The following is a 24067-nucleotide window of genomic DNA, read 5'->3' on the forward strand; positions in this document are numbered from 1 at the left end:
TAAGGAAAAATAAAGCGCTTTATCCCTAAGGACTGTTAAAATGATTTTCAAATAAAAACGCTGCTTTGACTGCTTGTGGTATTTTTAGTATATTAGCTAAGGAAATGGAATGGATATACTACCTAATTTAGCTACCATTTTCATAACTTATACATTTAAAAATGAAATATCTAAAAATATTGGTCTTCCTACTTTTTGCTTTCACCACTACTAACATTGTAGCTCAAAAAACCAGTGCAGAAAAGATATTGGGTTGTTGGACTTTTAAAAAAATAGAATTTAATGGCAAATATGATTTTTCAGAAGAGCTGATTCAGCAAACTCAAAACACTGTGGTGTGTTTTAATGCTAATGGAAAATTCATTACAACCAATGCTAAAAAGAGCTCTGAACCCATTAATGGCAGTTATAAAATTGCTGACGATGGAAAAACATTAAGTCAAAAAAGAGATTTGTCGGACGAAGGTTTTGATGAGGATGCTGAAATTGAATTTCTGAATGATGAGAATCTTATTTTTAAACTTGAATTCGGAACTATGTATTTTGAGCGAAAATAAAAACCGAAGTTAACAACCGTTTACATCAATTTCCTGTCTTCGGATTTAGCTTATTCTCCCAAATAAAATTCTCATATTCCTACAAAAATTAAAACCATCCGCATCAGTCGTCAAAATGATGCTGATGAATTAATCAACTGAGCCTGATGAGTTGGGCAAATGATGCTGATGAATTGAACAACTCATCAGGTACTTCCTGAAGCCTTGTATTTACTAGTGTTCCCAAAGGTAAAAATGGCTTTTTCCAAATTAACAGTCGGCCTTTTCGATTTTGGTATTTTGTAGGAAGAATTTTGGCGGTTTCAGCCTACTATTATTTCTCCATAATCGCTTCCTGAATCACTTTCTGAATGTCTTCGCGGATGTTTTCTTTAGAAAGTGTGTTGGGCAAATTAGAATCCGGGAAAGTTCTGTTGGATAAGAAGATATAAACGATTTCCGTTTCAGGATCAGCCCAAGCAATGGTTCCCGTAAAACCGGTATGGCCAAAACTCGACATCGAAACACAACCACAAGTTGGCCCGGGACCATTAATTTGCGGTTTGTCAAATCCTAAACCACGACGATTACCTTCTGCGCAATAATGGCAAGTATTGAAGGTTTCAAAAGTTGACGTAGAAAAATATTGTACGTTACCGTAACTTCCTTTTTGAAGGTACATTTGCATCATTTTGGCCACATCCAACGAATTCGAAAAAATACCGGCATGCCCGCCTACTCCATTTTCCATCGCCGCTTCCATATCGTGAACATAGCCTTGAATGGTATCGTGACGGAAATAAGAATCGATTTCAGTTGGCGCAATCACACTTTTGTCAAACTTCTGCAAAGGATTGTATAAAGTGTTATTCATTCCTAAAGTCTTGTAGAAATTGTCGTAAGTCAATCGGTCTAAAGATTTTCCGGTGGCTTTCTCTAAATATTTTTTGAGGATGATAAATGTAAAATCACTGTATTTGTATTCCTTTTTGTCCATTAATGGGCTGTTGATGATTTGTTTCATGATGCTGTCATGGTAATCATCACGGAGGTACAAACTATCGGAAACTCTTTGGGTAAATCCGGCAGTATATATTTTTCGATAGTATTTTTCCATTGGTTTTTTATCGGCATCAACTGTAGCTTTATAGAACGGAATCCACGCTTGCATTCTGCCGTAGTGTGACATCAACTCTTTGAAAGTCATGTGTTGCTTATTGGAACCTTTAAACTCAGGCAACATTTCGTCAAGCTTTGTTTCTAAAGTCACTCTTTGATGGTCGTATAGTTGCATGACGTTAGGCAATGTTGCTACCATTTTGGTCAAAGAAGCCACATCATACAAATCGGTATTCTTGACTCTGGTTTTGTTTTCATAAGTATGGTGACCAAAAGATTTTTGGTAAATGACTTTGCCTTTACGAGCTACCAAAACCTGCACTCCAGGTGTCATTTTACCGTCTATGGCTTTGTTGGCTATCTTTTCGATTTGGTTCAATTTTTCTGAACTCATGCCAACATTTTCCGGTGTACAGAAACCCAAACGATCCAATTTGTCTGTGGCAAAACCATCGCCGGCTTTGAAAGTGCTATTGATGGAAACCGGTAACATTCCTTTAGCAGCTATAGCACCAAAAATCAACTCGGCTGAAACTTCTTGAGCAATATCGCCATTCTGATAAGAAACAATTACGCCTTCGATTTCCTCAAAATTTACAATTCTGGAAAGCGAATACGGTTTGGCAAAACAATCGATAATCACTTTCTTTTTGGCAGCAATAGAGTCGATTAATTGTAATTCAGGAACCGTCAATTCAGGTGAACGCCACCAAGACTTATCCGATTTGTGGTAACCAATGATTACGGTTTCATAATCTGTTAGTTTGGTCATCAATGAATCTAAATTGGCATCAGCGACTTCGGTAACTTCAGTATATTTTTTCAACGTAGAAACAAAAGAGCTGTTGGCATCATCGCCTAGTTTCACGTAAGCAATCTTTTGGTTTAGATTTCTAATCGGCAATACACCATCATTTTTCACTACGGTAACGGCATTTTCATACAGTTCGTATTGCAAACTTTCATTTGACTTCGGATTCAAATCTTTGGCTAAGTTGATTCCTTCTACAGGCTCGTATTTGCTTAAACCGGCTTTGAATTTGTAACGTAAAATCTTCTTCACTGATTCCGCCAAACGATTTTCAGAGATAATACTATCTTGGTAAGCTACGCAGATTTTCTCTACAGCCAGCGGTACGTTTTCGGCAAAAAGGAGAACATCATTTCCGGCTAAAAAAGCTTCTAAGTCGATATCTCCCGGTTTTTTGAAATTACTGGCGCCTTTCATATTCAAGGCATCGGTAAAAATCAAACCATCAAAAGCCAATTCTTTTTTGAGTAAATCAGTAACTACAGGCTGTGAAATAGAGGTTGGATAATTCTCTCTCGGCTCCAAACTTGGCACATTCAAATGCGCTACCATAACTGAAACCAAACCTTCATCAAACATTCTCTTATAAGGATACAACTCTACTTTTTTAATGTGTTCCAAAGTTGCATTGACTACCGGCAAAGCGTGATGCGAATCGGTTGAAGTATCGCCATGACCGGGAAAATGTTTTCCCGTCGAAAAAATACCTTGTCCTTGTACGCCTTTCATTAAAGCGATGGCATGTTCGGTTACATTGACTTTGTTTTCGCCAAAAGAACGATAACCTATAATAGGATTTTTAGGATTAGTATTGATGTCTAAAACCGGTGCGAAATTGAAATGCACACCCATTCTTTTGCTTTCTTTGCCCATGGCCACACCAACTTTCTCTACCAATTTCAAATCTCGAATAGCGCCTAATGTCATATTGAAAGGATAACGAAAAGTAGAATCCAAACGCATGCTCATTCCCCATTCGGCATCAATTCCGATGAACAAAGGCACTTTGGCTAAGGATTGGTATTGGTTGCTGAGTCGAGACTGGCGTTTTGGTCCGCCTTGAAAGAAAATCAAACCACCGATTCTATAATCGCAAACCAATTTTTCGATTTCGGCTACATGCGCTGCATCTTTGTTAGAATAAGCGGCCACCATAAACAATTGTCCTACTTTTTCTTCAAAAGTAAATTGATTGTAGATACTGTCAACCCATTTAGTTTCAGCTTCGGTTTCAGGGAAAAAGTTTTTTCGTTCGGTTTGAACATAGGAAACACTATCTTGATCCGGAATCGCTGTTTCGGTCTTAACCAAAGGCACATTGGTCTTATTACTTTTGGTGGAAGAACAATTGGTTACCAAAAATAACAGTGCCGCGAATAAGCCTATTCTGAACAAAAAATATTTCATTAAATAAAGTTTAAAAGAAACGACTGTGCCAACTTTCGCCAGCCGGAACTTCCCAATTGTCGTTGAATTCTTCAATAGAATTGACTAAATTATTGAAAACAATAGTATTGGCAGTTACTGCTTTCTCTTTGGCCATTCGTTTGAAATCAATCAGCGATTTGTGGGCGATGTGTTCACCGTTTTTGAACGTTACGTTCATTTTATCAAGTAAATCTACTCCATATTTTTGTTCTAAACTTTGGATAAAAGCTACCGATGAATCAATGGAACAACCTGTCGCTTGTTGCACTTCTTGATTTACGGCAAAAATGACAAATCGGTTGTATTTTAATAAATAAGAAGCTTCCAAACCGGTTCCGTGAGCAGACCAATTTTCGACAAATGCTTTGATATCATTCTCGATTTCGGTCATCTCTTCGTCTGAAAATTTGCGATTGGATTGGTAAATCCAAATTTTGGAATCTTCGGGTAAATTTTCAAATGGAACGTACATGGGAATTGTGAATTATAAATTATGAATTACGAATTATAAATCTTGAGCGTTAGCAATTAATTCAGCGATGTCCATTACTTTGACATTGGCTTCTTTTTCTTTGGCTTTGACACCATCAGTCATCATTGTGTTACAAAACGGACAACCTGCTGCAATGATTTCCGGTTGGGTTTCTAAAGCGTCTTCCGTTCTTTCGATGTTGACCTCTTTGTTTCCGGGTTCGGCATCTTTGAACATTTGGGCACCACCGGCACCACAACACAAACCATTGGCACGAGAACGCTTCATTTCGACCAATTCAGCATCCAATTTTTGGATTAAATCCCTTGGCGCTTCATAGATATTATTGGCACGACCTAAATAACAAGGATCATGAAATGTGATGCGTTTGCCTTTAAATTGTCCGCCTTCGATGGTTAATCTACCGGAATCTAATAATGATTTCAGAAACTCAGTATGGTGAATCACTTCGTAAGTTCCGCCCAATTCAGGATATTCGTTTTTTAAAGTATTAAAACAATGCGGGCAAGCCGTTACGATTTTTTTTGCTTCGTAAGCATTCAAGACCTCGATGTTCATCATGGCTTGCATTTGGAACAAAAACTCATTTCCGGCGCGTTTAGCCGGATCGCCTGTACAACTTTCTTCGGTTCCCAAAACGGCAAACTCAACATTAGCACGGTTTAAAATACGCACAAATGCTTTGGTAATCTTTTTTGCTCTGTCATCAAAACTGCCGGCGCAACCTACCCAAAATAACACTTCGGGTTGTTTGCCTTGAGCCATCATTTCTGCCATTGTTGGCACGTTTAATACTTCTGACATTTTTATATATTTTTAGATTGCTAGAATGTCAGATTATTAGATATATTACTATCTAATAACCCAAATGTCCAATAATCGAATTATTATTCATGGTGCTCGTCGTCGAACACTTGAATGGTTACTTCTTTGTCTACTAAATCGGTGAATTTTCCTCTGTATCGGGTGGCTTTTACCAAGTGATTGTCAATCCAGTGGTAGTTTCCGCCGCGTGGTTTTCCGAACAAGATTCCGTGGTATTTGAAACCGTGTTTTTTTAACCAAATCTCAGTATATTCTCTGTGTGCTTCTGTACGCGATGTAAAGAAAAATATAATATGTCCTTCATCGAACCATTTGTTTAAAGTGACCAATGCATCCGGATAAACCTCTGCTGTCAGCATTCTTTCAGGCTCTTCATTTGGGATATCGTCACAAACGGTTCCGTCGATATCAATTAGGTAATTCTTAATTCCTTCGGGTAAAATAGGACTTAAATGCTGTCCGTTTTCAGTGATGCTTTGCAAGTTTTTGTCAATGTCTTCCGCTTTCATTTTTTTACTTTTAATAATGTTTCAAATTCATTCGACAAATCCTCAAGCCTCACAATTATGAGAATTTATCAGGGTCATAATGGATACAATAAATTACATCCTAATTCAGATGCGATAAACGCATCAATATTTGTTTATACTTCGTCTTTCCAGTTTAATCGGTCTTGTTGGTTGTATTGCCAAGGCGCACCGTTGTTTTCGATATTAGTCATCATCGCGTTTAATGATTGTGGCGCTGCACTTTGCTCCATTACTAAATACCTTCTCATGTCCATGATGATGGATAACGGGCTGATATTAACCGGACATTCTTCTACGCAAGCGTTACAAGATGTACACGCCCAAAGTTCTTCGGGAGTGATGTAATCATTCAACAACGATTTGTTATCGGGAACAAAAACCCCTTTATTAGCATCGATATTTTTCCCTACTACTTCCAAACGGTCACGCGTATCCATCATGATTTTACGGGGCGACAATTTTTTTCCGGTTTGATTCGCCGGACAAGATGAAGTACAACGACCGCATTCGGTACATGTATAAGCATTCAAAAGTTGCACCCAATTCAAATCTTGCACATCGGAAGCACCAAACTTACTCGGCACCGCGTTTTCATCCAACGGTTGCGCGGCAAAAGGATCAGCATTTGGATCCATCATTAGTTTTACTTCTTTGGTAACACTTTCTAAATTGTCGAATTTGCCTTTGGCATTCAAATCGGCGAAATACGTATTTGGAAATGCTAAAAGAATGTGCAAATGTTTAGAATAATATAAATAGTTCAAGAAAATCAAGATTCCAATAATATGCAACCACCAAGCGGCTCTTTCAATAATTATAACAGCTTCTAATGAAAAAGTATCCGGTGACGGTGCTAAAAATTGTGAAATGATATTTCCACCATTCATTTTATCAGGATATAAATCGAAAGCATTCATGATTAAAAACAACGACATCAACACGATTTCGAAATAAAGGATTGTATCGGCATCTTTCTTTGGGGCGCCTTTCAAATCGGAACTCGTGAATCTTTTTAATTTGATTACATTTCTACGAATCCAAAACGCCACGACTGCTACTAAAACCAATACGGCTAACACTTCAAACGAACCAATTAAAACACCATAGAATCCACCTAAGAAGGAGAAAACTCGGTGTGTTCCAAACAAACCGTCGATGATAATTTCTAAAACTTCTAAGTTGATAATTACGAAACCAACATAAACAATGATGTGCAAAAATCCCGCGATTGGTCTTTTCACCATTTTGGATTGCCCTAAAGCAATCATTGCCATATTTCTCCAACGGTCTGAAGGATTATCGGTGCGATTGACATCATGTCCCAAGTTGATATTGCGTGTTAGTTTTTTTACGTTTTTGGCAAAAAAACCAATTCCCGCAATGAGAATGATAGCAAAAAGTATGTTGTCAATATACATCATGGCTTAGATTTTACTTTTTATTGATGGTGTCGTTTACTGGTGCTTTGTACGGTTTGTTTTTCTTTCCAAACAAAGAAACATTTACATATCTTGTTGGGTTCAAACGCAAATCTTGTAAAAGCAATTCGAGTTCTTTAGAGCTTTTGGCGAAATTATTATACAAAGCTTCATCTTTGGCCAATTTGCCTAAAGTTCCTTTTCCTGCTTCCATATCAGCCATGATTTTATCAACACTGGCTAATGTTTTCTCAAGGTTTTTAACTGTTTGTCCTATATTGGCTTTCGCCAAAGAATCAGACATGGTTTTTAAATTAGCGGATGTTTTGTCAAAATTGGATACCGTTGAAGCAATTTTAGTCTTGTTTTCTGCCAACATTTGATTCACACTGGTCGAAGCTTGTTTAAATTCGGCCAAAGTTGCATTTAGGTTTTCTAAACTGCTCCTTAAATTCTGTTTGGTTTTTTCATCCAAGACTTGGTTTACGCTGACCAACATGGTGTTGGCGTTTTGCAACACTTTATCGAGTTTTTCTTTAATGGGTTTGATTTGATTCGAAACTTCCTCTGTCAAACCCAATTTGTTGGCCGACTTGAAAAAATCACCGGAAACGGCTATTTCTGAGGTTTCTGTATTGGGTAAAATAGCGATTTGTTTTCCGCCGATTGGTCCGGGAGAATACAATTCTGCCACACTGTTTTTAGGGATTTTAAAATCGCCGTTGATTTGCAATTCTACCAAAGAAGTCCAGTCTTTCTGTAATTCGATAGAATTTACTTTACCAACGACTAATCCGTTAATAACAACCGGTGAAGAAGTCGCCAATCCGTCAACATTACTATATTTCACATAATATTTATGGTAGCTTGACAACAAGTCTCTTCCTTTTAAGAAACTATAACCCCAAATGAACAATAAAATAGAAGCAATAACTAAAATTGCCGTCTTGATTTCTCTAGTGATTTTCAATGCTAATTGTTTTTTGGCAAAGTTAAAATAAAATACTAAAACTACTTATTATTATTGCTTTAATGCTTCTTGCACTGAAACTTTTTTTCCGTTTTTGAAGGCGATTACAAAAGCTGATGTAAAACCTTTGGCTTTGGCTTCCGCCAATAATCTTTTAGCTTCGTCATAACTAGTGGTTTCTCCATACATGTATTTGTATAAAGAACCTTCGCTTGAAACCGAGATATTGTTTAACCCTTTGAAATTACTTGGTACCGTTTCTAATTTGGTACCACTGGCTGATAGTTGCACTTTGAATGTGGCTACGCCGGAATTTACAACAACTTCAGGTTTTGGCTCTACCTTTTTGATTTCCGGATTTTTCACGACCGGTTTTGTCGTTGCCTGTGAATCAATTTTTACCGTTTCGATTTTTTGAGAAGGTTTAACATCCTCAGCATCACCTGAACCGTAAAACTCTTTTTTATAATTGATAATGGCATTGGCTATGGCTTCAGCATATTCATTTTGTCCTGCTTCAGAATCTAATCTTGCGCCTTCTGCCGGATTGGAAATAAAGCCCATTTCTATCAATACTCTTGGCATGTAAGCTTTGTGCAATACCATAAATGGCGCTTGTTTAACTCCGCGGCTTTTGCTGCTCACATCGTCTATAAAATGGCTCTGGATTTTTCCGGCTAAAGCAATACTGTTTTCCAAATATTCTTCCTGCATTATGGTCAAGCCAATCATGCTCTCTGGAGATTTTGGATCATAGCCTTTGTACTTTTGTTGGTAATCTTTCTCCATCGTGATTACTTCATTCTCTTTCTTTGCTGCTTCAAGATTGGAAGCATTTTTCGACATACCCATTACATAGGTTTCAGAACCACAGGCGGCCGAATTTTTGTTGGCATTACAATGAATGGAAACAAAAATATTAGCATCAGCTCTGTTGGCGATATTGGCGCGCTCAATCAAATCGACAAAAGTGTCATTCTTTCTCGTGTAAATCACTTCTATCCCGGATTTGCTTTCTAAAATCTTCCCGACTTTAAGCACTACTGCCAAAGCAATTTTCTTTTCTATATGTCCGTTGTAAACCGCACCAAAATCATGATCGCCGTGACCGGCATCAAGTGCTACTTTAAATTGACCCGATTGGGCAAAGGCCAAATTGGAAATAAATAATAAAATCGTACCTACTAACGTAATTCCTTTCATTGGTTTTATCAATTTCAAAATATCTAATAAATTATTTTATGGCTGCCGTTTTTCCGTTTACAGTGGTAACAATAAACGCATCAGCAAAGCCATTTCTTTTGGCAATTTCATTTAACTTTTTGGCTTCCTCTAGACCGGAGCAACTTCCGTAAAAATACTTATATAAACTATTTTCAAAGGTAAATGAAATATTTTTCAGCCCTTTAAAATCGGACGAAGTGATGTCTCTTTTTTTGGAAGTCGCAAACAATTGGATTTTATACAAGCCTTCTTTTGAATCAGCAGTTGAATTTTCTTCTGTCTTAATTGCAATTGTTTCTTTTACTTCCTTTACATCGGGCATATCCAAATACTTTGCATTCTCATTATTATTGTAGGCTTCATTTAAGTACTCTTTTTTATACTTTATGATAGCGTCTGCGATTTGTCTCGCCATTTTATTTTGGCCTTCATCTGAATTTAAAAACTCACCTTCTTCTTTATTAGACAAAAAACCCAATTCAATTAAAACACTTGGCATGTAAGCCGCATCCAAAACCCATAAAGGTTGCTGTTTCACACCTCTAGATTTGCGTTCTAAATTATGGGTGAAATTATCCTGAATCTTCGTTGCTAAATCGATGCTGCTATTCAAGTTTTCTTCTTGCATCATCGTCAAGCCAATCAACGACTCGGGTTTTTTCGGGTCAAATCCTTGATAGGTTTCTTTGTAATTGTCTTCTAATAAAATAACAGAGTTTTCGCTTTTGGCTACTTCTAAGTTCATACCACTGCGAGACAAACCCATCACAAAAGTTTCTGTTCCTGCAGGCGTCTGATTGGCCACCGAATTACAATGGATTGAAACAAAAAGGTTGGCGTTAGCTTTGTTAGCCACTTTGGGTCTATTCACAAGCTCTATAAAAACATCTGTTGTACGTGTGTAAATTATCTTGATATTCTTATCGTTTTCTAACAGTTTACCCACTTTCAAAGTGGTTTTAAGTGCGATTTCTTTTTCTACAAAACCATGGTAAGAATTGCCGGGATCTTTTCCGCCATGACCGGCATCTAGTATCACTGTGAATGCTTTATTGGTTTGTGACCATGCCAAACTACAAACGAACAACATCGAAACCATCGAGAAAAGAATGTTCTTATTATTTAATTTCATTTGTAAAAGTTAATTTTAATTAAAACCCGGCGGTCATAAATGTAATATTTACCTATTTTTGACCGAAAATATTGTTTAAGTTTGCCACGTCAAAAACCAAGCCATATTTCTACAAAAATAGCATTAAACCTTTGCAAAGAAACTTATTTAATATCGTTTTTTTAACAATTTTCCTAACATTGGGAAACGCGAAAACATATTCACAAGACTTACCTCCAAAAAGCAATCCTTTCCCAGCTAAAAACCAGACAGATAGCACTAAAATTGAATTAAAAGACTTGACTAAAGTGATTGATTCAACTAAAAAAGACAGTATAAAACCTAAGAAAGCGCTATTAGATGGTAAAATCAGAAGGAAAGCCCTCGATTATGAGAAGTTAGACCAAAAGAAAAAAACAATCACGCTTTACAACAAAGCCGAAGTTTATTATCAAGATATCGAATTGAAATCGGGTATCATTGTCATTGATTACCAAAAAGATGAAGTTTACGCCGGAAGAATCAAAGATTCGCTAGGCAATCTTTCCCAAAGACCGGTTTTTAAACAAGGTGCTAATGAGGTTGAACCGGATTCTATTCGCTTTAATTTAAAAACCAAAAAAGCTTTGGTCTGGAATTCAAGAAGCCAGCAAGGTGAAATGAACATCAAAGCTGCGATTACCAAAAAGGAAAACGACTCTGTCTACTTTATGAAAGGTGCTCGTTTTACCACCGCCAAAGACATTGACAATCCGGAGTATTATTTCCAGACCGACCGAGTAAAACTGGTTCCAGGAAAAAAAGTTGTGGTGGGCATCACCAATATGGTAATTGCCGATGTACCAACACCAATTGCGTTACCGTTTGCCTTTTTCCCAATGTCTGACAAAGCGCGTTCGGGTTTGATTATTCCAACCTACAACGACAGTAATACTCGTGGTTTTTCGTTGCAAAATGGCGGTTACTATTTTGCCTTGAGTGATAATTATGACTTGGCCATTTTAGGCGATTATTATACCAATGGTAGTTATGGTTTTCGATTTGAATCGTCTTATGCCAAAAAATATAAGTTCCTCGGAAATGTGAACATTCGATTTGAAAATTTAATCCAAAGCGAAAGAGGTTATCCCGACTATTCTAGAGCCAACAATTATAACATTCAATGGTCACACTCTAAAGACGGAAAGTCGAATCCGAACTCAAGATTTTCTGCTTCGGTAAACTTAGGAAGTAGCCAGTATTTCCGCCAATCTTTAAATCAGATGAACGTGAGTTCAGGGTTGAATAATACTTTGAGTTCTTCGATTTCGTATTCTAAGACGTTCAATTCCGTTCCGCAAGTCAACCTCTCATTGACTGCAACCCATTCGCAAAATACCAATACGGAACAAATCAATATGACTTTGCCTACTTTGCAATTGAGTGTCGATAGGATTTTCCCGTTTGCGCCAAAAGAAGGTATCAAAAAAGGATTTTTCAAAAACATCAATCTACAATATAACCTAAGAGGTGAAAACAGAATTGAAACCACTGATTCACTTTTCTTCAAATCTGAAATGTTCCGCGATGCTAAAGTAGGTTTCCAACACAGTATTCCGTTGAGTACCAACTTTAAAATTTTCAAATACTTTAGTGCTTCTACTTCGGTGAATTATAATGAGGTTTGGTATTTAAAAACCATCAGAAAAGAATATGACGCCAATACAAATGAAGTAGTTGACACAGACATTCAAGGGTTTGATGCTTTTAGAACCTATTCGTTTTCTGCAGGTCTAGGAACTACGATTTACGGAACTTTTAATTTTGGCGAAAATAAAAAAATTCAAGCGATTCGCCATGTCATGAGACCCAACGTTTCTTACAGTTACACGCCGAGTTTTGAGAAATATTATGACACCTATGATCCGAATGGCAGCGGCACAATGCTAAAAGAGTACACCCGTTTTGATGGCGGTATTTTTGGTGCACCGGGGAAAAATATGTCAAACAACGTTGGCTTTAACCTGAGTAATACTTTTGAAGCTAAAGTAACCGATAAAGATTCAACCGCAACAGAACCCAAGAAAGTCATGTTGCTAAACAACCTGAATTTCTCAACCAGTTATGATATCACAGCCGATTCCTTGCGCTGGTCACCAATGCGTGTTAGTGGTGGAACACAGATACTGAATCAGAAGATGAATATCAATTTTGCCGCAACGCTTGATCCGTATGCCATTAACAATTCGGGACAAAGAATCGATACTTGGAATATTGACAATGGCGGAAGTTTGTTCAGAATGACAAGCGCCAATATGACTTTGAACTACTCTTTTTCGAGCAAAGACATGAATGGTGATAAAGAGAAGAAAAACGAACAAGGGAAACGAAATGGCGGTCGCGAAGATGACTTATTTGGAACCAACACCGATTTGAGTGACCGACGCCAGAGCCAATTTGAGGAAGATGAGGGCGAAGAAAAACCACCGACAGAGTTTTTTAAATATGAATTGCCTTGGGACATGACTTTAGCCTATTCCCTAACCTATTCTAATAACAACCGAGAACAAAAAATCACCGGAAATTCGGTAATGATTTCGATGAATACCGATTTGACGCCTAAATGGAAAATTGGGGTATCTACGGGTTACGACTTTGTACAAAGAGGTGTGACTTTTACCCAATTCAGATTTGAAAGAGATTTGTTGAGTTGGCGTATGGATTTCAACTGGGTTCCTTTTGGTGACAGTGCCTATTGGGGATTCTTTATCGGAATCAAATCGGGTGTGTTGAGCGATATCAAATGGGATAAACGTTCGCTTCCTGATAGAACTCTTAGATAGTTATGAATTATAAATTATGAGTTATGAGTGATAAAAAAATCATTTTTACAGACAAAGCGCCGGCGCCGATTGGACCTTATAACCAAGCGGTTTTAGTGGGCAATACTTTATACACTTCAGGACAAATTGCCTTGAATCCGACTACGATGGAATTGGTTTTAGACGATATCGAAACCGAAACCAAACAAGTGATGGAGAACATGAAAGCGGTCTTAGATGCAGCTGATATGACTTTTGACCATGTGGTAAAAACAACCATTTTTATTATGGATATGGGTGATTTTGCCCGAATCAATTCGGTTTACGGCAGTTACTTTAATGAAGCTACTGCTCCGGCTAGAGAAACGGTTCAAGTGGCAGGTTTACCGAAAGGCGTGAATGTGGAGATTTCGATGACAGCGATTAAATAGTATTCAGTGTTCAGTTTAAAAATAGACGAATCCTTTATTGTAAAAAACGATAAAGGATTTTTTTTGTAAAAAAAACAACTTTACAGCATTTCCAAGCCTTCGCAGCCATCAAACGAGCTTCGGACTCCCTCAAACGAGCTTCGGACTCGAGCAAGAAAGCTTCGGACTCTCACAAACAAGTTTCGGACTGTGGCAGAAATGCTTCGGACTCCAGCAAATGAACTTCGGAAGACCACAAACGCATTGCGGACATCCATTTTTTATCTTCTGACTGTCGCAAACGAATATCGGACTCCCGAAAAACAATAAAGGAATGATAAGTATAGAATTTTTATATATTTGAGAAAAACTTATTTGGGTTTAGTACTTATTGATAAGTTAGGGGCAAGTTTAAACACGTAATACTTGAAAAGAAAATTTGAAATACTAGACGGTTTACCTGCACATGGAGATATGTACATTTCAATTCCCGAAAATGGTTACAAACAATTTTCAGAAGGATTGGCAGTAAAGTTCATTAGAAAAGATAATAGTGAATGGGTTGGTAATTTTGAAAGAGGAAATTCTCAATTAAGGTTTGCTTCTGAAATAAAAGATAGTACAAACATTCTAATTATTGCTTTTGGAATTTGTTACATTATCGATATTGAAAATGTAAAACCAATCATTGAATTTGGACTTGACTATAAAGAGGTTTTTGAATATAAAAATCTTTTTGTTTTGATTGGCGAGTGTTCTATCTCAGTGGTAGAAGATATTGATAAAATTAACCATTTTGAGCACTTATGTTTCGATGGAATTACTAATGTAGAGTTAGGTGATGGAATTTTAAGAGGTGTACTAAATGAGTTTTGTCAATCTACAAAAGGTCTTGATAAGAGCAATTTCACTCTAAACCTTGAAACATTCGATTTTAATGAAACTCCACAAATCGTGTTAAACAAAAAGTGGTGGAAAATTTGGTAAAAACATGCTGCTAACAGCCGTTTGCAGCAACTGCTCGCTTGGGCTTTTCCCGAATTCTCCTTGGCTCCGAAGCATCCATAATTAATCTCCGTACCGAGATCGAGATTACAATCCACGACGTTGGCAACAATAATTTTGAACGCTCACGGAAAAAACCTATCTTTGATACTATCAAATGATATTATCAATGAAACCGCCTTACGACATTACTCCGAAAATTTTAAAACTAATAAGTTCGATTTCAGAGAAAATTGGAGCTGTTAATGCTAATTATCTTAGTAAGCAATCTCCACAACTTCGCAAACAGAATAGAATTAAAACAATTCATTCCTCTTTGAAAATTGAAGGCAATACATTAACGGAAGAACAAATCACAGCATTAATTGAAAACAAAAGAGTGATTGGACCAGAAAAAGATGTTTTAGAAGTTTTAAATGCTATCAAAGTGTATGAAAGATTAGAAAGCTATAAATTCTCTTCCGACAAGAGCTTTTTAAAAGCGCATCTCAAATTAATGAATGGATTAATTGAAAGTGCCGGAAAATATAGGACGCAAGGTGTTGGAATAATTAAAGGAACAAAGATTGAACACATCGCACCACCTTTTGAAAATATTCCATATCTAATGAAAGATTTGTTTGAGTATCTGAAAGATTCAGAAGAATTGACCTTAATAAAAAGCTGTGTGTTTCATTACGAAATGGAATTTATTCACCCATTTTTAGATGGAAATGGAAGAATGGGAAGACTTTGGCAAACTTTGATTCTAATGGCTGAATATCCGGTTTTTGAATTTTTACCCTTCGAGAATTTAATCAGCAAAACTCAGGATGAATATTATAAATCTTTAGCTTTAAGTGACAAGTCCGGAAAGTCAACTGTCTTTATTGAATATATGCTGGGTGTTATTGATAAGTCACTGGAAAGCTTACTCAATTACAATAATAGGGTTTTAAAAGATATTGATCGTTTGGAATATTTTTTAAACCTAGGCATAAAAGAGTTTAACCGAAAAGACTACATGAACATATTTAAAGATTTGTCATCTGCAACGGCAAGCAGAGATTTGAAAAAAGGAATTGAATTGACTATGTTTGAAAGTATTGGGAATCTCAACAAAACTAAATATATAGTAAAATAATTACTGTTGCTAATATCCGTTTTACGCAATTACCTTCACTTCACCTCATCCAATCCCAACAATAATAACTGCGCCGTAGCTTCATTAGTCGCTAAAGGTATATTGTGTACATCGCAAATTCTAATCAGCATGTTGATATCCGGTTCGTGTGGATGGCTCGAGTTGGGGTCTTTGAAGAATAAGACCATTTTGGTTTTGCCTTCGGCTACACGTGCCGCAATTTGAGCATCGCCGCCCATTGGTCCCGAAAGCATTCGCTTTACTTTGATGCCCACGGCTTCTACTTTTCCACCGGTTGTTCCGGTAGCTATGAGTTTGATGTTTTCTTTTTGCAATAGGTCTTTGTTCTTATTGATGAACTGAACCATATCGGCTTTTTTTCCATCATGTGCTATAATAGCTATTTCCATAAAGATTGTATTTTGGTGCAATTTAGAATTTTAACCGCAAAGGTCACTGGGTTTTACGCAGAGGACGCAAAAAAAACCTCAAAATGAATTATTCTGAGGCTTTTAATATTATTTATTTAAGATGTGATACGCAATCAAACCGTCTATTGGTCTTCGGAGTACGTTGCCTATTTTGATGTCGTATTTGGCTAAAGTTTGCTCTAATTCGTCTTTCAAATAAAATGCTATTGAACCCACGAAATGCACCGGAACGTCTTTGCAATTGTCAAACTGCATGATGTAGTTTTTGACAAAAGATTTCAATTCCTTTTTGATGATTTTTTTGCAAAAAGGATTGTCTTTGTGCTTGATAATAAACTTAGCGAAAGTCGCTAAATACGCGTTTGGATTGGCTTCTTTGTATAAATTAGATTTGATATAATCTGCATCTAAATTGTATTCTTCTTCAAATTCTTTGGCCAAATCTGTCGGCATACTATTAAAATAATACCCGCGAAGTAAATGCCTGCCAAAACGGTTTCCGGAACCGTCATCCATAGCAATATAGCCTAAGGACTGTACTTTTTGGTGCAACACTTTCCCATCAAAAAAACTACAGTTAGAACCCGTTCCTAAAATACAAACAATTGCTTGCTCGTCTTTGGGCGTCGTAGCATAAACTGCAGCGTAAGTATCTTCATGAACCGAAACTACAGCATTTTTAAAATATTCTTCAAACACTTTGGTTAGGAAGTTTTTCATCCTGTCGGTACCGCAACCGGCGCCATAAAAGAACAAATGCGTGGCTTTATCCTTATTGTGTTCGATATCAAACTTATCATCGAGACGGGCAATCACTTCTTCTTTGTCTAATACTTCAGGGTTGAGGCCTAAAGTTTGGGTCGTGAAAAGCACTTTTCCGTTGTCATCAATTGCAATCCAATCGGCTTTGGTCGAGCCACTGTCAACTAATAATTTCATAATTAATTAGGAATTACGAATTAGGGATTACGAATCTGAAGTTGAATTCAAATTATAAAACTTAATTCTTTTATTATCTTGGTTTAGTTTAGGTATAAAAAATCCCGCCATCAGCAAAGATAGCGGGATTTTGTCATTTAATTATTTTAAGCCTGCGATGTGCACTGATAAATCAATTAATTTACTTGAATAACCGTATTCGTTATCGTACCAAGAAACCAATTTGAAGAACGTTGAGTTCAAACCAATTCCGGCTTTAGCATCAATAATCGAAGTTCTTGGATCAGAAACAAAGTCTTGAGAAACTACGTCATCTTCAGTATATCCTAAAATCCCTTTTAGTTCATTTTCAGACGCTTTTTTCAATACCGCCATGATTTCTTCATACGAAGTTTCTTTGGCTACTTTCACGGTTAAATCTACCACAGAAACGTCAACCGTAGGCACACGGAAAGACATACCGGTTAATTTTCCGTTCAAAGCCGGAATCACTTTTCCAACAGCTTTTGCAGCACCTGTTGAGGAAGGAATGATATTTACGCTGGCAGCACGTCCGCCTCTCCAGTCTTTTCTGGATGGTCCGTCAGCAGTCATTTGAGTCGAAGTAGTGGCATGAACAGTTGTCATCAAACCTTCCACAATTCCGAAATTATCGTTGATTACTTTGGCCAATGGCGCTAAACAGTTCGTTGTACAAGAAGCATTAGACACTACAGTATCTGTTGCTTTAGCTTCAAGATGATTGACACCCATCACAAACATTGGCGCATCAGCTGAAGGCGCTGAAATGATTACTTTTTTGGCACCACCATCAATGTGTGCTTTGGCCGTATCGATTGTGGTAAAGATTCCTGTACATTCTGCTACAACATCAACGTCAATGGCTGCATCATCCCATTTGATTAGTTTTGGATCTCTTTCTGCTGTAACTCTGATGAATTTATCGTTTACGTATAACTGACCGTCTTTTACTTCTACTTTTCCGGCAAAACGACCGTGAACTGAATCGTATTTTAATAAATAAGCCAAATGATCTACATCTAATAAATCGTTGATGGCTACTACTTCTACATTATCTCTATTAAAAGTTTCTCTGAAAACTATTCTTCCAATTCTTCCGAAACCGTTAATACCTAATTTTACTTTTGACATTTTTCTTTTATTTTCTATTTATATTTTATTAATTTTTAAACTAAAAATTGTTATTGAAATTGTTATTAAGTTGACATAATATCAGAAACCCTCAACAACTCTCTATCGATTTCACAATGTCCTTTAATGGCTTGTTCTAATGGGGTTAACGCTACTTTATCGGCTAACAAACCAACCATAAAATTGGTTTTGCCTTCGAGTAAAGATTCGACTGCTTTTACGCCCAATCTTGACGCCAAAACTCGGTCAAAACAAGATGGTGCGCCACCGCGTTGCATGTGACCTAGCACCGAAACTCTTACGTCATATTCCGGTAAATTGGCTTCTACGTAATCTTTTAGTTCGAATACGTTCTTCCCTATTTTATCACCTTCAGCAATCACGACTATACTCGATGATTTTCCGGAAGCCTTACTTTTCTTTAAAGAATCTAACAAACGTTCTAATCCTAAATCTTCCTCGGGAATCAGAATCTCTTCTGCTCCTGCTCCGATTCCGGCATTTAGCGCGATGTGACCGGCATCTCTTCCCATTACTTCGACAAAGAAAAGTCGGTTATGAGAACTCGCAGTATCACGAATTTTGTCGATTACTTCCACTACAGTATTTAATGCGGTATCATAGCCTAAAGTATGACTGGTTCCGAAAATATCGTTGTCAATCGTACCCGGAATTCCCATCACCGGAAAGTCAAATTCGTTATTAAAAACTTCGGCACCGGTAAAAGAACCGTCACCGCCGATAACCACCAAAGCGTCAACGCCGGCGTTTACAAGATTTTGATGGGCTTTTTGTCGGCCTTCAACCGTCATGAATTCTTTTGAACGCGCTGATTTTAAAATAGTCCCGCCTTTGTTTACAATATTGTTTACACTACGCGGACCCATTTCTTTAAAATCGCCTTCAATCATTCCTTGATAACCTCTGTAAATCCCTATACACTCAATTTGGTGATAGGCACAAGTTCTTACAACAGAACGGATGGCTGCATTCATTCCCGGAGAATCTCCACCGGAAGTTAGTACGCCAATTTTTTTTATGCTTTTAGACATTTTTATCTGATTAAAATGTAAAATTAGCAAAGATGAAGTAGTTTCTCGCCCATATTATTAATATATTAATAAAACAGGTGGAATTCAATCGTTTTCGTTGATAAGTTTTTCGCTAACTCTAGTAGAGAGGGGAAATCAAAGGCTAATCCTCAGTAGGAATAGCTTCTTTATTTTGGACCGGTGTTGGTTTTTTCTTGTCCTTGTCCGACTTCATTCGAATACCATCAGGAAACATTTCTGAATCTTGATCGGCGTGGTTTTGGGTTTTGGCGCGATCAATTTTGGCGTTTTTAAAAATCTTGTTGATTAGTTCTTTCATGGTATCAAAATCAACTTCATAAGACATTCCGATGCCTTGTGTATAACCAATACCTTGACCTATATAAGTTATATCGTTTTCTTTATTGAATACCCTTAAATTGAGCGTTCCGTCATCGTTTACTCTGTATTGCACTTCAACATCACCAACAATTGCGGTTTCAGAAATACCACCAACCGGCACACCTACTTTTCCGTTTACGGTAATTCGGTCATTGATTTTGGAAGAAACGGTAACTCCAAATCTGGCGTCAGTTTCTTGACCGGTTCCGGTTCTGTCTGACACTACATATTCCGGTGCAATAGAGATTTTATCATCATCACCCGAAAAAATATCTTTGAAAAGACTACTCGCTTTTTCAAACAAATTGTTAGACAATTGGTTTTGATTTACACCTTCTTGACTCAAGAAGCTACCGGTAGAAAGTAAGTACAAAGCTTGTGTCTGACGTTTGTCTTTATCATCTAATTGGTATTGGATTTCAGATTTAAGGGAACTTGCCACTGTTGGGAAATTGATATTAAAATCAGGTTCCGGATTAGCCAGATTACCTTTAACCGCAATAACCACTTCCACATCCACTTTCTTATTGAACGATGGATTGTCAATCAACACCGCAGGATTGGCTGAAGTTTCGTAAACGGCTTCCAAATTGAGCGTTGCTGCCATTGGATCACCGAGCCAGTTGATGGAACTTCCTTTTTTAACATTGAATTTTTTATCAATTATTCCACCGTATTTAAAATTATATTCCCCTTCTAAAGCGATGAAATCTCCAAACATTTGGAATTTTCCGGTAGTATTAATTCTAAAAAGCAATGTTCCATAACCTTTGCCTTTCATCCCGTGTCCGGAATTTCTATCCAAAATCACTTCGATATCGGCGTTTTTATTAATTTCAAAATTGAAGTCTAATTCCAGACCGTTGTACTTTTTATTTTGGGCAATCTTATCATTTCCTTTATTGGCTTTTTCGGCCGGAGTTATAAAATGAATAAAACTATTCTCTTCCACAGATTCCGCTTCGTTGATTGGGATTTTAATATCTGTTCCTTTGGCCGATTCCGCATTCACCGTAATCATCAAACCATCCGTTGGTCCTTTTATAGAAGCTGAACCATCCATAAAAGCCATTCCGTAGTAAGCCGCATCTTCAGAATCTTTGGTATTTAATGCCAAAAGGCGTTCGGTATTAATTGCCAAATCCAATTGCCAATCGCCAAATTGTTTGTGTTTGATAAAACCACTAATATTTCCTTTGGTATCAAATTCGGTATCAGTAATAGTCGTTTCCCGGATGATAAACTTGTTTTCGGTTACATCAACAATCGAATTGTTGACAAACTGGTAATCGGTATTTAAGTAAGGAATCTTCAATCCGGCCTCATTAATGTACAATCGTCCATTGTAATCCAAGCTATTTACATTGCCGTCAATTCGGGCATTACCGGTCGCAAATCCACGAATGTTGGTAATAACATCTCCTCCTATTTTACTTAAAACGCCTAAATTGAACTTATCAAAACTCAAATCAACATCTAACAAAGTCTGACCATCTGCAATTTCTATACTACCATCTGCATTAAAAGAATCAACATTCTCATTTTCCAAATTGGAATCCAAATAGAATTTGGTCAACGTTTCATCTCCTTTAATATCTAAACTTAAATTTCCTAAAGCAATTCCGTTAACCGATAAACTGTCAATTTTCAGCATGGACGTAGGCTGAAAAATGGTATTGGTTTGCTTGAAATTAACTTTTCCATTCAAATTACCATCAAAGCTGAATTTCTCCACATCGGGTGTGACTTTATTCAAATTGACATTGTTGAATGTGAGTTCCAAATCTTTGTTTTGCTTACCACTTATCAGACCTATAAAGTTGATTTTTTGATTCTCATGCGATATAACAAAGTCCTCGAATGAAAAATTGGACATCTTTTTATCAAAGACAATTTTGTTGCTTTGGTCATCTTCTTCCTCATTTAAAAACCACAAATAATCTTTGAACTGCAATTCCGATTTACCAAAACCAACGACATTATTATTGTCACTATTAATGGTGTGATAAAAGTTTAAATTGTAAAAATCAAGTCCTTTTTTACCGCCTTTAAATTCGGTTCTGAAATGCAAAGTATCTTTAGAAAAAGTATTAATCATGCTAAAATCCCGAATCTTGTAATGCTTGGTTTTAATAGAATCCATTTGAACGTAGGCGCCATATAAAGGATTTTTATTGTCAACTTGAACCAATACATTTTCAAAAGTGTTCTCGTAAGCTATTATTTTAGGCGAATTGAAATTCAGATTAAAATTCTTGGTATCAGAAGCAATATTCCCTTTTAAATTTGTATTTGGTCCTAAAGTAATATCGGGATTAAAAATTTCAATGATTTTACTGTTAATGGCAAAATTGAATTTCAAATATTGATTAGGCAAAACCTTATTAGACTTATAATTGGAATAAAAACTTCCTAAGGAATTCTCTATCATTTTTTGCACTTGATTCAACTTGTATTTTCCAACCACAGAACCTTCAATAGCTTCGGGAGCATTAATGGTTATGTCTCTTTCTCCTGTAGCATCAAAACTTGAATTTAGTTCTAAGTAATCTAAAAAATAAATGTCTTTTTTGTTTTGATAAGAGGAATTGGTCAACACTAAATTTCCTCTCAGATTGTCAAGCGAACTTCCGGTAGCATTTACCACAATATCACCTCTAAAAACGGAAATGGAGTCTTTGATAAAATTCAGTTTTACTAAATTAGCATAGTCAATTTTGGAATGAAAATCATAGATATTTTCCTTTTCGGACAAATCGACCGTTCCGTCAAAATCCATAAACAAGTTGGGGTCATTCACATTGACTTTTCCTTTGAAAATGGGTTGTTTAAAAGAGCCGTCTACTAAAATTTTAGTGTAGTTATAACCATTATAGTTCACTTGAAAAACATCTCCAATGAATGAAGTGTTCAGGTATTTTTGGGTAAATCCTTTTCCGCTAATCTCTAAATCAAGACTCACTTTCCCAATACTATTGTCATTAATCAAACTACCAACATCAAAATTATCCAGTATAACATATCCGTTATACTTAGCATTGTCAATGTTATTGAGGTCAGACATTTGTAAATCCGATTCAACCAAACCCAAAGCCGTGTTCATCACAAAATCGGCATTAAGATATTCTTGGGTTACTTCAGCGGTTCCGACAAAGTGAAATTGACCTAACTTCTGCAAAGAGGTTGGTAATTTTTTCCCGAGTATATTAGGCAACAGTTTGGTTAAATCATTGTAATTAGAAGATATTTTATCAAAATCTCCTTTCATATAAAATGATCCCGGTGCACGAGGAAAAAGGTTTTTGAAATTGACATCACCTTTAATAATTGAATTTTTACGGTCACGCAAATACATGTTCGTAGCATAAAAATCATTCATCGTTCCTTTGATTTTTGTATTCAAATAGAACTTTTGATTTTTATCTAATTCTTTGTAAAAATAACGGATATCATTCGTTGATAAAGTCGCGCTGTCAATGGCTACTTCAAATTTCACTTTGTTGTTAAAATCACTAAAATCTCTATTGTCTCTATTGTATTTCAATACAACTTCTCCCTTCAAATAAGATTCAGGAGTTCTGACTTCCAGCTTTTCTAACCTAATATTTTTCTTGGTGTAAGTAAAATTAGCCAACAAATTATCAATCTTAGCACCGCGATGGTCATGAAAATTCATCTTTGCGATATTGACGGTCACATCCGGTCCACTGATTTTAAAATCTTTTAAATGAGCATTCAATTTAGTGAAATCAACATCTTTAGGATTAATGCGATTTTCATCAATCATTGTAAATCGGCTGTTTTTCAAAAAAATGTTTTTTGAGGTCATCAGAAACTTACCGCTGCTTTTTTTGCCATCATCAAAAGCCGCTATAAACAAATCTAAGTTGGTTTCCTTTTCTTTCTTATAGGTTTTAATTTGAAGGTAAAATTGATCTAATTCCAAATCTCCAAAAAGTAACTTTCCATTAATCAACTTATTCAAGTCGAGAATACTGGTTTTAATACGCTTAGAATAAATCAAAGTATCGTTGTGATGGTCTAAAACGATTACCGTTTTCAGCTTAACACCGCCAAAAAAAGTAATGGCTACTTTATCAATATAAATTTTGGTTCCATAATCTTCATTGAGTTGATCGGTAGCATAAGTAGCGATTTTCGTCTGAACATACGGCAAGGACAAGGCAATAACAACCGACAGCAAAAGCAATAGCAGCACAGCAATGGTGCGCAAAACAATCTTTCTGACTTTTTTTAATTTGCTATCTTTTTTATTTTTTTCCAAATGGTGTATGACTTAGGAAAGAA

General features: G+C 36.5%; 18 protein-coding genes. 5 read left to right on the forward strand and 13 right to left on the reverse strand.

Annotated features, from left to right (window positions below; genetic code table 11):
• Nucleotides 1-161 precede the first annotated feature (161 nt).
• Nucleotides 162-557: a hypothetical protein gene (locus B3C16_RS05045; protein WP_291129475.1), complete on the forward strand. Its 396-nt coding sequence runs from the start codon at nt 162-164 to the stop codon at nt 555-557.
• A gap of 313 nt (nt 558-870) precedes the next feature.
• On the opposite strand, the gene B3C16_RS05050 is transcribed toward B3C16_RS05045, so the two are convergent.
• The 8 genes from B3C16_RS05050 to B3C16_RS05085 form a co-directional block, all read right to left on the reverse strand.
• A complete protein-coding gene (locus B3C16_RS05050) occupies nt 871-3873 on the reverse strand; it encodes a glycoside hydrolase family 3 N-terminal domain-containing protein (RefSeq protein WP_291129478.1) in 3003 nt (1000 codons plus the stop codon).
• Between the two features lie 10 nt (nt 3874-3883).
• A complete protein-coding gene (locus tag B3C16_RS05055; RefSeq protein WP_291129481.1) occupies nt 3884-4366 on the reverse strand; it encodes an ABC transporter ATPase in 483 nt (160 codons plus the stop codon).
• A 33-nt stretch (nt 4367-4399) separates the two neighbouring features.
• Nucleotides 4400-5191, reverse strand: a complete 792-nt coding sequence (locus B3C16_RS05060) for a (Fe-S)-binding protein (RefSeq protein ID WP_121314301.1) — start codon at nt 5189-5191, stop codon at nt 4400-4402.
• A gap of 83 nt (nt 5192-5274) precedes the next feature.
• Nucleotides 5275-5721: an LNS2 domain-containing protein gene (locus B3C16_RS05065; protein ID WP_121314302.1), complete on the reverse strand. Its 447-nt coding sequence runs from the start codon at nt 5719-5721 to the stop codon at nt 5275-5277.
• Between the two features lie 134 nt (nt 5722-5855).
• Nucleotides 5856-7163, reverse strand: a complete 1308-nt coding sequence (locus tag B3C16_RS05070) for a (Fe-S)-binding protein (RefSeq protein WP_291129485.1) — start codon at nt 7161-7163, stop codon at nt 5856-5858.
• Between the two features lie 10 nt (nt 7164-7173).
• Complete coding sequence (locus tag B3C16_RS05075) at nt 7174-8130, reverse strand: MlaD family protein (protein WP_121314304.1); 957 nt, start codon at nt 8128-8130, stop codon at nt 7174-7176.
• A 51-nt stretch (nt 8131-8181) separates the two neighbouring features.
• A complete protein-coding gene (locus B3C16_RS05080) occupies nt 8182-9333 on the reverse strand; it encodes an N-acetylmuramoyl-L-alanine amidase family protein (RefSeq protein WP_121314305.1) in 1152 nt (383 codons plus the stop codon).
• A 31-nt stretch (nt 9334-9364) separates the two neighbouring features.
• Nucleotides 9365-10486 (reverse strand): N-acetylmuramoyl-L-alanine amidase family protein, encoded by a 1122-nt coding sequence (locus B3C16_RS05085; protein ID WP_121314306.1) that lies wholly within the window; start codon nt 10484-10486, stop codon nt 9365-9367.
• Nucleotides 10487-10617: 131 nt separating this feature from the next.
• Here B3C16_RS05085 and B3C16_RS05090 point away from each other — a divergent pair, with 131 nt between their 5' ends.
• The 4 genes from B3C16_RS05090 to B3C16_RS05105 all read left to right on the forward strand — a co-directional run bounded on the left by B3C16_RS05090 (nt 10618) and on the right by B3C16_RS05105 (nt 15804).
• Complete coding sequence (locus B3C16_RS05090; RefSeq protein ID WP_414655254.1) at nt 10618-13287, forward strand: putative LPS assembly protein LptD; 2670 nt, start codon at nt 10618-10620, stop codon at nt 13285-13287.
• 23 nt (nt 13288-13310) lie between these two features.
• A complete protein-coding gene (locus tag B3C16_RS05095) occupies nt 13311-13697 on the forward strand; it encodes a RidA family protein (RefSeq protein ID WP_291129494.1) in 387 nt (128 codons plus the stop codon).
• Nucleotides 13698-14102: 405 nt separating this feature from the next.
• Nucleotides 14103-14663 carry a hypothetical protein gene (locus B3C16_RS05100; protein WP_147406870.1) on the forward strand — a complete coding sequence of 187 codons (561 nt, stop codon included), beginning with the start codon at nt 14103-14105 and terminating at the stop codon, nt 14661-14663.
• Between the two features lie 187 nt (nt 14664-14850).
• On the forward strand, nt 14851-15804 hold the full coding sequence (locus tag B3C16_RS05105) for a Fic family protein (protein WP_291129497.1): 954 nt from the start codon (nt 14851-14853) through the stop codon (nt 15802-15804).
• Nucleotides 15805-15839: 35 nt separating this feature from the next.
• Here the strand turns inward: B3C16_RS05105 and B3C16_RS05110 are convergent, their stop codons facing one another.
• The 5 genes from B3C16_RS05110 to B3C16_RS05130 all read right to left on the reverse strand — a co-directional run bounded on the left by B3C16_RS05110 (nt 15840) and on the right by B3C16_RS05130 (nt 24044).
• Nucleotides 15840-16214, reverse strand: a complete 375-nt coding sequence (locus tag B3C16_RS05110) for a methylglyoxal synthase (RefSeq protein ID WP_121314312.1) — start codon at nt 16212-16214, stop codon at nt 15840-15842.
• A gap of 108 nt (nt 16215-16322) precedes the next feature.
• Nucleotides 16323-17174, reverse strand: coding sequence for a BadF/BadG/BcrA/BcrD ATPase family protein (locus B3C16_RS05115; protein ID WP_121314313.1), 852 nt, complete (start codon nt 17172-17174; stop codon nt 16323-16325).
• A 141-nt stretch (nt 17175-17315) separates the two neighbouring features.
• Nucleotides 17316-18326, reverse strand: a complete 1011-nt coding sequence (gene gap / locus B3C16_RS05120; protein WP_291129503.1) for a type I glyceraldehyde-3-phosphate dehydrogenase — start codon at nt 18324-18326, stop codon at nt 17316-17318.
• Between the two features lie 65 nt (nt 18327-18391).
• The gene (gene pfkA / locus B3C16_RS05125; protein ID WP_121314315.1) at nt 18392-19378 is read right to left on the reverse strand and encodes a 6-phosphofructokinase; all 987 of its coding nucleotides are present in this window, start codon (nt 19376-19378) and stop codon (nt 18392-18394) included.
• Nucleotides 19379-19520: 142 nt separating this feature from the next.
• Nucleotides 19521-24044, reverse strand: coding sequence for a translocation/assembly module TamB domain-containing protein (locus B3C16_RS05130; protein ID WP_291129506.1), 4524 nt, complete (start codon nt 24042-24044; stop codon nt 19521-19523).
• Nucleotides 24045-24067: the final 23 nt, after the last annotated feature.

Origin of the sequence: Flavobacterium sp. UBA7682 (assembly GCF_002482945.1) — a bacterium.
Lineage (GTDB): Bacteria > Bacteroidota > Bacteroidia > Flavobacteriales > Flavobacteriaceae > Flavobacterium.